Origin of the sequence: Cupriavidus sp. H39 (assembly GCF_050271075.1) — a bacterium.
Lineage (GTDB): Bacteria > Pseudomonadota > Gammaproteobacteria > Burkholderiales > Burkholderiaceae > Cupriavidus > Cupriavidus necator_B.
On the sequence record NZ_CP189848.1, the window covers coordinates 1635752 to 1647700 of the forward strand.

Genomic DNA, 11949 nt, shown 5'->3' on the forward strand with positions numbered 1-11949 from the left:
TCATCCTGTCGTAGTCTGCAGAAGTGCCCGCATGGACATCGTCTCCTTCCTCATCCAGTGCCTGAACAGCGTCCAGTACGGCCTGCTGCTGTTCCTGGTCGCCAGCGGCCTCACGCTGATCTTCGGCATCATGGGCGTGATCAACCTGGCCCACGGCAGCTTCTACATGCTGGGCGCCTACCTGGCCTTCACGCTGGCCGGCCTGACCGGCAACCTGTTCATCGCCATTCCGCTGGGCATCGTGCTGGCGGTGGCGTTCGGCTATGTGCTGGAGTGGGCGTTCTTCAGCTACCTGTATGAGCGCGACCACCTGCAGCAGGTGCTGATGACCTACGGCCTGATCCTGGTGTTCGAGGAACTGCGCAGCATCCTGGTCGGCGATGACGTGCACGGCGTGCAGGTGCCGGCGCTGCTCGACGGCGCGCTGCCGATCGGCAACGACATGACCTACCCGGTGTACCGCCTGTTCATCTCCGCCATCTGCCTGGCGGTAGCGGTGGCAATGTATTACGTGATTCGCCGCACCCGGCTGGGCATGATGATCCGCGCCGGCGCCACCAACCGCGAGATGGTGCAGTCGCTGGGCATCAATATCACCGTGCTGTACCGCTTTGTGTTTGCGCTCGGCGTGGCGCTGGCGGTGCTGGCCGGCATGATCGCCGCGCCGGTGTCGTCGGTCTATCCGGGCATGGGCGCGCAGGTGCTGATCGTCTGCTTCGTGGTGGTCGTGATCGGCGGCATCGGTTCGGTCAAGGGCGCGCTGGTGGCGTCGCTGTTGCTGGGTTTTGTCGATACCTTCGGCAAGGTGTTCTGGCAGGAGGCAGCCGGCGTGCTGATCTACCTGCTGATGGCGGTGATCCTGCTGTGGAAGCCGCAGGGGCTGTTCAAGGCGGGATGACATGAATCCGACGACAATGCCGGCGCGCCGGCACGCTGCGCGCAACGCCACGCTCGCCACCGCGCTGGGCTGGGTGGTGGCTTTTGCGGTGCTGGCCGGGCTGCCGCTGCTGCTGACCGCGGACAGCCATAAGTTCTATATCGAGCTGGTCAGCAAGGTGATGATCATGGCGATCTTCGCGCTGTCGCTGCAGCTGCTGATCGGCTACACCGGGCTGGTCAGCCTGGGCCATGCCGCTTACTTCGCCATGGCCGCCTACGCCACCGCCATGCTCGCGCCGCAGAGCGGCCCTGGCAACGGCTGGGTCCTGCTGGCCGGCGCGCTGGCGGCATCGGCCGCGCTGGCGCTGGTGGTGGGCGCGCTGGTGCTGCGCACGCGCGGCGTGTATTTCATCATGGTCACGCTGGCGTTCGCGCAGATGGTGTATTTCGTGTTCCATGACACCAAGGTCGCGGGCGGCAGCGACGGCACCTATATCTACTTCCGCCCGGAATTCCCCGTGCCCGGCGAGCACCTGCTGACGGTGAACGACCCCATGCACTTCTACTGGCTGGTGTGGCTGGGCCTGGTGGCGACCGTGGCGGTGCTGATGCTGGTGCTGCGCTCGCGCTTCGGCCACGCGCTGGTCGGCATCCGCCACAACGAGCAGCGCATGCGCGCGGCCGGCTATGCCACCTACCGCTACCAGCTGGGCGCCTTTGTCGCGGGCGGACTGCTGGCGGGGCTGGCCGGGTTTCTCTATGCGATCCAGTTCGGCTTCGTCAATCCGGAGATCGCGTCGTGGCACCAGTCGGGCAACGCCATGCTGATGGTGATCCTGGGCGGTGTCGGCAGCCTGGCCGGCGCGGTGCTGGGCGCGTTTTCGTTCGTGCTGCTGGCCGAATGGTTCAGCACGCTGACCAAGCACTGGCAGCTGCTGATGGGCGGCTTCATCATTGTCGCGGTGGCGCTGCTGCCGCGCGGGCTGGTCAGCCTGCCGTCGGTGCTGCGGCACGGGCGGCGGCGCCGCAATGGCGACGCCGGCCCCGGCACGGACGAAGCGGCGGGCAACCCGGAACGCCGCAGCCATACGGAGGCCGCATGAACACGCCTGCCACCCCCATCCTCGAGGCGCAGCAACTGACCCGGCGCTTCGGCGGGCTGACCGCCGTGGCGGGTGTCGACCTGACGCTGGCGCTGCATGAGATCCACGCCGTGATCGGCACCAACGGCGCGGGCAAGTCGACCCTGATCAATATGCTGTCGGGCGAATTGCCGCCATCCTCCGGCCGGCTGCGCCTGAAGGGCGAGGACGTGACCGGCTGGTCGCAGCCGCGGCTGGCGCGCCATGGGGTAGGGCGCAGCTACCAGCGCAACAACATTTTCCTGCCGCTGACAGTGCGCGAGAACTGCCGGCTGGCGGCGCAGTCGCGCGCGCAGCGCGCCTGGCGCCTGTGGGAAAGCGCCCAGGGCTGCCGCACCAGCGCAACGCTGGCCGACGAGGCCATGGAACGGGCCGGACTGGAACACCTGGCGGAGCGGCGCGCCAGCGAGCTCGCGCACGGGCAGAAGCGCCAGCTGGAGGTGGCGATGTGCCTGGCCACGCAGCCGGTCGCACTGCTGCTGGACGAGCCGCTGGCGGGCATGGGCGCGGAAGAATCGGCACGGATGCTGGCGCTGCTGCGCGGGCTGCGCGAAGGCCACGCCATCCTGCTGGTGGAGCATGACATGGACGCGGTGTTCTCGGTCGCCGACCGCATCACCGTGATGGTCAACGGCGCCGTGATCGCCACCGGCAGCCCGCAGGCGATCCGCACCAACCATGAAGTCCAGGTCGCCTACCTGGGCGAGGAAGAGGACGAGGCCGCATGAACCCGCCGAACCCCGCGGTGGCCCCGGCCACGCCGATGATCGAGGCTGTCGGCATCAACGCCTGGTATGGCTCGAGCCACGTGCTGCGCGACATCGATTTCACCGTCGGCGCGGGCGAGACGGTCGGGCTGCTGGGGCGCAACGGCATGGGCAAGAGCACGCTGTTGCGCACGCTGCTGGGCCACGTGCGCCAGCGCCAGGGCCGGATCCGCGTGGCCGGCCGCGACGTCTCGCGCGCACAGCCGTTCGAGGTGGCGCGGCTGGGCGTGGCCTACGTGCCCGAGGGCCGCGGCATCTTCCCCAGCCTGTCGGTGCGCGAAAACCTGCTGATGGCCGCACGCAAGGGCTGCAATGGCCGCAGCGACTGGGACGAGGCGCGCGTGCTCGATCTGTTCCCGCGCCTAAAGGAACGCTTGTCCCATGGCGGCCAGCAGTTGTCTGGCGGCGAGCAGCAGATGCTGTCGATCGGCCGCGCGCTGATGACCAATCCGGACTGCCTGGTGCTGGACGAGGCCACCGAAGGGCTGGCGCCACGCATCGTGCGCGAGATCTGGGCGGTGATCGCCACCGTGCGCGGGACCGGCATTGCCTCGGTGGTGGTCGACCGCAATTTCCGCTCGGTGCTGGCCCACGCCGACCGCGCCGTGGTGCTGGAGAAAGGGCGGGTGGTGCTGTCCGGCCCCGCTTCTGACCTGGCCGGCAAGCCGGAGGCCCTGGACCGCTACCTGGGGGTCTGAACCGTATTTAAGTGGCCGAAACATCACTAATGTCGCCCCGCCGCAACGGTACTTGCGGGCGCAAGTTGCCGGTGTTTTGCTCTGCCGGGGCTTGACCATCCGCCACTTCCCACCCATTCTTGCGAAGTCACGAAAGCGGCATCCCTTTTTGCCGCAGTGGTCGATAGTCGACAGTTCAACTAGAATTGCGCGCGTTTGTGCAATGCAATAAGAGCCGCAACCAGCACCGGCCCCGGGCGCAGCAACCTGTTGCGCTGTATCGGACCGGACCGCGGCAGAGCCAACAAACCTGCCGGCGCTTCGCTCGAGCAGACCCAATTTCATGACCCAGTCCACAACCAGCCACTATTTTGTCGAGAGCCCCAGCACGCGCGCCCTGGTGCTCGGCGCGGTAGGCGTCGTCTTCGGCGACATCGGCACCAGCCCGCTCTACGCCCTCAAGGAATGCTTCAGCAAGGAGCACGGCATTGCCTTCAGCCCGGACGCCGTGCTGGGCGTCATCTCGATGCTGTTCTGGGCCATGATCATCGTGGTCTCGATCAAGTACGTGATGTTCGTGATGCGCGCCGACAACGACGGCGAAGGCGGGGTGCTGGCGCTGATGGCGCTGGTGCTGCGGTCCGTGGCGCAGCGCTCGGCCAAGGCCAAGGTGCTGATGATGCTCGGCATCTTCGGTTCCTGCATGTTCTACGGCGATGCGGTGATCACCCCGGCGATCTCGGTGCTGTCGGCGGTGGAGGGCCTGGAGATCGCCGCGCCGCAGTTGTCGCAATTCGTGATACCGATCACGCTGGTGATCCTGGCGGCGCTGTTTCTGATCCAGCGCCACGGCACCGCAGCGGTGGGCAAGCTGTTCGGGCCGGTCATGACGGTCTGGTTCGTGGCGCTGGGCGCACTGGGCATCTACAACCTGGTGCAGGCGCCCGAGATCCTGAAGGCGGTGAACCCCTACTACGGCATCAGCTTCCTGATGGAGCACGCGCTGCAGGCGTTCATCGTGCTCGGCTCGGTGTTCCTGGTGCTGACCGGCGCCGAGGCCCTGTACGTCGACATGGGCCACTTCGGCGCGCGCCCGATCCGTATCGGCTGGTTCGTCCTGGTGATGCCGTGCCTGATGCTGAACTACTTCGGCCAGGGCGCGATGCTGCTGAACAATCCGGCCGGTGCCGAGAACCCGTTCTACCTGATGGTGCCGGAGTTGCTGCAGATCCCGATGGTGCTGCTGGCCACCTGCGCCACCGTGATTGCCTCGCAGGCGGTCATCTCGGGCGCGTACTCGCTGACCAGCCAGGCCATCCAGCTGGGGTTCCTGCCGCGCATGCGGGTGCGCTATACCTCGGCGGCGGAGATCGGCCAGATCTACCTGCCGGTGGTCAACTGGCTGTTGCTGCTGCTGGTATTCGGCGTGGTGATCTCGTTCAAGAAATCCGAGAACCTGGCGGCGGCCTATGGCATCGCGGTCACCACCACCATGGTGATCACCACCATCCTGGCGACGGTGTGCATGCGCAATGTCTGGAAATGGAACCCGGCCCTGGTGGCGGTGCTGGGCACGGCCTTCCTCGTGGTGGACTTGTCGTTCTTCGCGGCGAACCTGCTCAAGGTCGCCGAAGGCGGCTGGTTCCCGCTGCTGCTGGGCGCGACCGCATTCTTCCTGCTGATGACCTGGTACAGCGGCCGCAAACTGCTGCGCGCGCGCAGCCTGGAAGACGGCATCCCGCTCGAGCCGTTCATCGCCGGCCTGCTGGCACACCCGCCGCACCGGGTCGAGGGTACCGCGGTGTTCCTGACCGGCAATACGGATTCGGTGCCGGTATCGCTGCTGCACAACCTGAAGCACAACCGCGTGCTGCATGAGCGCGTGGTGTTCCTGAACTTCATCACGCGCGACGTCCCCTACGTGGACGACGACCAGCGCCTGAGCTGCAAGGACCTGGGCGGCGGCGTGTTTATCCTGAAGTCCGAGTACGGCTTCAAGGAAACGCCGGACGTGCAGAAGGTGCTGGACCTGGCCGATCGCAAGCTGGGCATGCATTTCGAACTGATGGAGACCTCCTTCTTCATCGCCCGCGAATCGGTGATCCCGTCCAAGCTGCCGGGCATGCCGATGTGGCGCGAAAGCCTGTTCGCGTGGATGCACCAGAACGGCGCCAAGCCGTCGGACTTCTTCCAGATCCCGGCCAACCGGGTCGTCGAACTGGGCACCAAGGTCGAGATCTGAGCGCGCGCGGGCTACGCCCGCCGCCCGCTCCGCCAGCCCCCGGGCCTGCGCCGCCAGGCGCCCCGGGGGCTTTTCTTTGCGCCGTGATGCCCGGCGGCAGGGCACAGGTCCCGGAAAGCGGCCCGCTGGCGGCCCCAACCGGGACCGTGGCCTCATGCGGCCAGCCCGCCCGCATCCGACAATGCGTCCCTCAGCTTGTCTTCGCCCCGCGCCTTGCGGCAGTTCCCTCATCGGCGTGGCGGCATCCAGACTGCCCCAGCACACCCCCGGATCCCCGGAGTCCGACGCCACGCTGCTGCCCTGATGGGAGGGCAGCCAGCCGGCGCCAGGCAATGGCTTGCACGGCACGGGCGATCCCGTGCAGCCGCACGGTTTGGTCGTCGATCGCCCGAATCACGGTATTGCCGAGGCAGACCTGCTGTCGGCTACCGCAGTTGGAGAATGCAATGCATAGGAATCTTGCCCAGACCCTCGTTGCCGCTGCCGCACTCGCCGCTGGCTTCAGCCACGCGGCCCACGCCGGCGCCTATGGCGAAGCCCTGGCCGCCGCCGTGCCGTACCACGCCGCCGGACGCGACGCTTTCACCGAGGGCGGGCGCAGCCCGGCCGCGCAGAGCGCGCTGCTGCCGGTGATGGCGCGCGGCAACCTTTCCGTGTGCCGGGTCCGCGGCTTTGACGCGAGCCAGGACGGGATGCGCAAGCCGGACCCCTATACGGACGGCGCGCGCATGGGCCGCTTCGATGTCTTCACCGAGGGCGCGCGCACCGGGGCGCGCGACCCCTATGCCGACGGCGCGCGCAGCGATGCGCGCGGCAGCGGCGAATGCCTGTCCTGACCCCACGGCGGCGCTTTTGCGCCGCCCAACCTTTGCCTAAGCTAGGGAAGTCACGCGGCGCGCCCGCATGGCAGCCGCGGCCCGCGGCTGCCGGCCGGCAGTTGCAGCCCGCGCGGCCCCGACATGCCGATGTTCAAGCAGCAGATCCGCCTGTGCACCAGCCGTGATGGCGTGCGGCTGGCCTATGCCATCACCGGCAGCGGTGCGCCGCTGGTCAAGGCGGCCAACTGGATGAGCCACCTGGAATTCGACGTCGGCAGCCCGGTGTGGAGCCACATGATCACGGCGCTGTCCGACACGCACACGCTGATCCGCTATGACGAGCGTGGCTGCGGGCTGTCCGACCGCGAGATCGGGGAGCTGTCCTTCGACGCCTGGCTGCGCGATCTCGAAACCATCGTCGACGCCACCGGCGTGGACCATTTCCCGCTGCTGGGTATCTCGCAGGGCGCATCGATCGCAGTGGCCTACGCGGTCGCGCATCCGCAGCGGGTCAGCCACCTCGTGCTCCACGGCGGCTACGCACGCGGGCGCCTGAAGCGCGACCACCTGAGCCAGCGCCTGCTGGAGGAAGCCGAGTTGATGAACAAGCTGGCCGAGCTGGGCTGGGGCCAGGAGAACCCCGCCTTCCGGCAGTTTTTCACCACCCAGTTCATCCCGGGCGGCACCGCCGAGCAGCATGCCTGGTTCAACGAACTGGAGCGGGTGTCGACCTCGCCGCTGAATGCGGCGCGCTTCATGCGCGTATTCAACGAGATCGATGTGGTGGCGCTGCTGCCGCGCGTATCGTGCCCGACCCTGGTGCTGCATGCGGTGCGCGATGCGCGCGTGCCGTTCGATGAAGGCCGCCTGATCGCCAGCGAGATTCCCGGAGCGCGCTTCGTGCCGCTCGAAAGCGGCAATCACCTGTTGCTGGAGACCGAGCCCGCGTGGCGCCGTTGGCTCGAAGAGGTGCGCGCGTTCCTACCGTCGGCGCAGCCGGGGCGCTCCCCCGCGTTCACCGCGCTCACGCGCCGCGAGCGCGATATCGTCGAGCTGATCGCGCAGGGGCGCGACAACGCGCAGATCGCGGCACACCTTGACCTGTGCGAGAAGACCGTGCGCAACCATATCACCAGCATCTTCGCCAAGCTGGAGGTGGAAAACCGCGGGCAGGCCATCGTGCTGGCGCGCAAGGCCGGCTTCGATCGCGCCGGTGCCTGAGGCGTGCTTCGTGGGGCGCTGGCACAACGGTCTCGCGAGGTTTCCGCGGGTAGTCCCGGCGTCGCAATCACCCTCTTGAAATCCTCCGGGCCGATCACTAAGTTGGGATTGCCCAGCCGCTGCAGCAACGCGCTGTGGCTTCCCGCCAGCCGGCGCCGCCGCTGGCCGGGAACCCAGGCGTCCGTGCGCCTCCCCGCTGCACAGAAGGAGGATCCAACCATGAGTGACTTCATTTTCGGGACTGACCTGTTCAGTGAATTCGACCGGATGCAACGGCAGATGGCAAGCCTGTTCGGCGGCTTTCCGTCCAGCCTGCGCTCCGGGCGTTACGGTGCGTTTCCGCCGCTCAATATCGGCACCACCGACGACTCCATCGAGATCGTGGTGTTTGCCCCGGGCCTGAAGGCGGAACAGTTCGAGGTATCGGTCGACAAGGGCCTGCTGACCATCAGCGGCGAGCGCGCCGCGGTGCAACCGGAGGGCGACGCCGAAGCGCGCCCCTATGCGCAGGAGCGCTTTGCGGGCAGCTTCCGCCGTGTGATCGAGTTGCCGCAAGCGGCCGATCCCGACAAGGTGCAGGCGCGCTACGCCAATGGTTGCCTGTCGATCAGCGTCGGCAAGCGCGAGGCGTCGCGCCCGCGTGCCATCGCCGTCAGCTAATGTGAGGAGATTGCCATGACCGAATTGAATCAAGTGGTTCAGCGCGACCAGGACAATGCGGGCGGGCAGGGCAGCGCCGTGGCGCAGCGCCGCGAGGACGCGCCGGCCATGACGCTGATTCCCGCGGTGGACATCTTCGAGACCGCCGCCGGCGTCACGCTGTGGGCGGACTTGCCGGGGGTGCCGCGCGAAAAGCTCGAGGTCAACGTCCACGACGGCAGCCTGCGCATCGAAGGCGAGGCGGTGCTGCCGATGCCGGCGGGCCTGCGCGTGCAGCATGCCGAGGTGCGGCAGCCGCGCTACGCGCGCACGTTTACACTCAGTCCTGACCTGGACGCATCCGGGATCGAGGCCAACCTGCAGGATGGCGTGCTGAAACTGACCATCCCGCGCCGCGATGAAGCGCGGCCGCGCCGGATCGAGGTCTCGGTGGGCTAAGCCTGCCCGATGCAAGAGGGCGGCGCCTGGCGCCGCCGTCTTGCTGCCTGGCTTCGCCGCAAGTCCTCAGGCCTGGTTGACCAGGATGCGGGCATCGCCGACATGGCCCCGGTACGCCTCGAAGATGCGCCGCAGCGCCGCTTCCATGCTGATCTCCGGGCGCCAGCCCAGCTCTTCGATGGTGTTGTCGATCTTCGGCACGCGGTGCTGCACGTCCTGGTAGCCCTTGCCGTAGAAGTCGCCCGACGAGGTCTCGACGATCTGCGTATGGCGCGCTTCCTGCGCGTACTCCGGGTAGTCGGCGGCCATCTTCAGCATCATCTCGGCCAGTTCGCGCACCGAGTGGATATTGCCCGGGTTGCCGATGTTGTAGATCTTGCCGCTGGCCACGCCGCCGGGATTCTCGATGATGCGCATCAGCGCGCTGATGCCGTCGGCGATGTCGGCGAAGGCCCGCTGCTGCGCGCCGCCGTCGACCAGCTTGATCGGTTCGCCGCGCACGATGTGGCCGAGGAACTGCGTCACCACGCGCGACGAGCCTTCCTTCGATTCGAAGATCGAGTCCAGCCCCGCGCCGATCCAGTTGAAGGGGCGGAACAGCGTGTAGTTCAGCCCCTGCTCCATGCCGTAGGCGTGGATCACGCGGTCCATCAGCTGCTTGGAGCAGGCGTAGATCCAGCGCGGCTTGTTGATCGGGCCGTAGACCAGCGGCGAGGCCTCGGGATCGAACTCTTCATCGCTGCACATGCCGTAGACCTCGGAGGTCGACGGGAACACCAGGTGCTTGCCGTACTTGACCGCGGCGCGCACGATCGGCAGGTTGGCCTCGAAGTCCAGTTCGAACACGCGCAGCGGCTGGCGCACGTAGGTGGCCGGGGTGGCGATGGCGACCAGCGGCAGCACCACGTCGCACTTGCGGATGTTGTACTCGATCCACTCCTTGTTGATGGTGATGTCGCCCTCGAAGAAGTGCATGCGCGGGTGGTCGACCAGATCGCCGAGGCGGTCCGATGCCATGTCCATGCCGTAGACCTCCCACGGCGTGGTTTCCAGGATGCGGCGCGTCAGGTGGTGGCCGATGAAGCCGTTGACGCCGAGGATCAGTACTTTCTTGACTTGCATGCGTTAAGGAATGGCAGGGAAATCGGGAACAAGCCGGCGCGGCTGAAGCTCGCCGGCAAAGGCAAAGTTGGACACCGCGACGCGGCGCCAGTCGCGTGCGATGACATGCATCGGCACGCGCGCGCTCAGCTCGGCAAATGCTTGCGGCGACAGCAGTGCGATCGCGCGCGGGCCATGCTGCCAGGCGTCGACGAAGGCATCGATGGTGGGCAGCCACTTTTGCGGCTCCTGCGCCGCGCCGAAGGCCAGTTCATCGGCCTGCGCCACCATGGTGAGCGGATGGCGCAGGTAGAACGGCAGCGTATGGTCGAGCATGCCGACGCCGTACAGCGGCATGCCGGGCCGCAGCACGCGCGCGATCGGCGCGACCAGGTCGATGCCGGACGCCGAACGGCCGATGGCTTCGTGACCGAGCAGCGCGATGGAAAAGGCCAGCAGCATGCCGAAGGCATAGCCCGTGACGCTGACCATGCGGCCGTGCCGCCGAAGCAGCCACAGCGCCGCGGCGGCACTTGCCATCACCAGCGCGCAAGCCAGCGCCACCCAGATCGCATAGCTGCGGTACAGCGCATTGGGCGTGTTGTTGGCATCGAGGGTGGCTATCACCGGGCTTGCCAGCAGGCCGATGGCGCCAACCACCAGCATGGCGCGCAATTGCCGGGCCCAGGCACGCTCGGCGGTGTGTGCCAGGACTGCGCCGGCCAGGATGGCGAGGGCGGGGAACATGGGCACGATGTAGCCCGGCAGCTTTGAGCCCGACAGGCTGAAGAACACGAAGATCGTCGCTGCCCACAAGCCGGCCATCAGCGCCGGCTGGAAGGGCTGGCAGGGCGGGCTGGCGGTGCGGGCCGCGTGCGCCACGCCGGCGCGCCGCGCGACCGCGCGCACCATGTCCGGCAGCAAGCCCAGCCATGGCAGGAAGCCCCCGGCCAGCAGCGGCACGAAGTACCACGGCGCGCCTCTGCGCGCGTGCACGGTCGAGGTATAGCGCTGCCAGTGCTCATGGATGAAGAAGAAGTGCAGGAATTCCGGGTTGCGCTGCGCCACCAGCCAGTACCATGGCGCCGCCACCAGCAGCATCAGCGCGATCCCGGCCGGTGCATGCAGGCGCCGCCACAGGGCCAGGTCGCGCGTGACGCCGGTGTAGAGCACCAGCACCAGCCCGGGCAGCGCCACGCCGACCAGTCCCTTGGTCAGCACCGCCACGCCCATGGCCGCCCAGCACGCCAGCATCCAGCGGCGGCGCGCGGCCGGCGTCGCGGCCGGATGCTGCGCCAGCAGCAGGCTGGCCAGCACGCAGGCCATGGCGCCGGACAGGGTCATGTCGAGCGTGTTGAAATGCGCCGCGACATTCCACATCGGCGCGCCGGCCAGCACCAGCCCGGCCATCGCCCCGGCGCGCGCGCCGAACCAGCGTGCCGCCGCCAGCATCGACATCCCCAGGCCCGCTGCGCCGGCCAGCGCCACGCACAGCCGCGCCTGCCAGTCGCCAATGCCGAACAGCGCGTACGACACCGCCGTCATCCACATGTGGAACGGCGGCTTCTCAAAGTACTTCAGGCCGTCGTAGCGGATCGTGACCCAGTCGCCGCTGGTCAGCATCTCGCGGGCGATCTCGGCATAGCGGCCTTCGTCGGGACCCAGCAGGTGGCGCATGCCGAGCGTGCCGAACCACAGCAGCGCAAAGGCCATTACCACCAGCGCCAGCGTCAGCGCCGGAAAGCCGGCCACGCGCGCGGCATGCCAGGGCCCGGCGGCCCTGGTGGAGAGGAGCCCGGGCTCGGCGGCAAGGCGATCGGAACGGTGGGGCATGCGGGAACGGCTCGGCGTGGGCGGAATGATGTGGCACGGCAAGCGCCGACGGGCCGGCGCGGGCGGACCAGGCCATGTCCACGCCGGCAAGGCGCGCGGCGTTGTACGGGAGCGCGCCTGAAATGTGAGCGGAGCATAATGCGCGAACCTTAATGGCACATTAAGGCGGCG

General features: G+C 67.8%; 11 protein-coding genes. 9 read left to right on the top strand and 2 right to left on the bottom strand.

Annotated elements, in window-relative coordinates; all coding sequences use genetic code 11:
* The first annotated feature begins 31 nt into the window (after positions 1–31).
* The 9 genes from ACOCMH_RS23050 to ACOCMH_RS23090 all read left to right on the top strand — a co-directional run bounded on the left by ACOCMH_RS23050 (position 32) and on the right by ACOCMH_RS23090 (position 8844).
* Positions 32–898, top strand: a complete 867-nt coding sequence (locus ACOCMH_RS23050; RefSeq protein WP_171514701.1) for a branched-chain amino acid ABC transporter permease — start codon at positions 32–34, stop codon at positions 896–898.
* A 1-nt stretch (position 899) separates the two neighbouring features.
* Complete coding sequence (locus ACOCMH_RS23055) at positions 900–1982, top strand: branched-chain amino acid ABC transporter permease (RefSeq protein WP_427313173.1); 1083 nt, start codon at positions 900–902, stop codon at positions 1980–1982.
* Positions 1979–2749: an ABC transporter ATP-binding protein gene (locus tag ACOCMH_RS23060; RefSeq protein WP_427313174.1), complete on the top strand. Its 771-nt coding sequence runs from the start codon at positions 1979–1981 to the stop codon at positions 2747–2749. The genes ACOCMH_RS23055 and ACOCMH_RS23060 overlap by 4 nt, the downstream gene beginning before the upstream one ends.
* Positions 2746–3486, top strand: coding sequence for an ABC transporter ATP-binding protein (locus ACOCMH_RS23065; RefSeq protein WP_427313175.1), 741 nt, complete (start codon positions 2746–2748; stop codon positions 3484–3486). The genes ACOCMH_RS23060 and ACOCMH_RS23065 overlap by 4 nt, the downstream gene beginning before the upstream one ends.
* 322 nt (positions 3487–3808) lie before the next feature.
* Positions 3809–5707 carry a potassium transporter Kup gene (locus tag ACOCMH_RS23070; protein ID WP_427313176.1) on the top strand — a complete coding sequence of 633 codons (1899 nt, stop codon included), beginning with the start codon at positions 3809–3811 and terminating at the stop codon, positions 5705–5707.
* Positions 5708–6153: 446 nt separating this feature from the next.
* A complete protein-coding gene (locus tag ACOCMH_RS23075) occupies positions 6154–6543 on the top strand; it encodes a hypothetical protein (RefSeq protein ID WP_427313177.1) in 390 nt (129 codons plus the stop codon).
* Between the two features lie 123 nt (positions 6544–6666).
* Positions 6667–7746, top strand: coding sequence for an alpha/beta fold hydrolase (locus ACOCMH_RS23080; protein ID WP_427313178.1), 1080 nt, complete (start codon positions 6667–6669; stop codon positions 7744–7746).
* A 219-nt stretch (positions 7747–7965) separates the two neighbouring features.
* Entirely contained in the window at positions 7966–8406 is a 441-nt protein-coding gene (locus ACOCMH_RS23085; protein WP_427313179.1) for an Hsp20/alpha crystallin family protein, read from the top strand.
* Positions 8407–8421: 15 nt separating this feature from the next.
* A complete protein-coding gene (locus ACOCMH_RS23090; RefSeq protein WP_427313180.1) occupies positions 8422–8844 on the top strand; it encodes an Hsp20/alpha crystallin family protein in 423 nt (140 codons plus the stop codon).
* A gap of 66 nt (positions 8845–8910) precedes the next feature.
* Here the strand turns inward: ACOCMH_RS23090 and ACOCMH_RS23095 are convergent, their stop codons facing one another.
* Both ACOCMH_RS23095 and ACOCMH_RS23100 read right to left on the bottom strand, forming a co-directional pair.
* A complete protein-coding gene (locus ACOCMH_RS23095) occupies positions 8911–9966 on the bottom strand; it encodes a bifunctional UDP-4-keto-pentose/UDP-xylose synthase (protein WP_427313181.1) in 1056 nt (351 codons plus the stop codon).
* 3 nt (positions 9967–9969) lie between these two features.
* A complete protein-coding gene (locus ACOCMH_RS23100; RefSeq protein WP_427313182.1) occupies positions 9970–11778 on the bottom strand; it encodes a glycosyltransferase family 39 protein in 1809 nt (602 codons plus the stop codon).
* Positions 11779–11949: the final 171 nt, after the last annotated feature.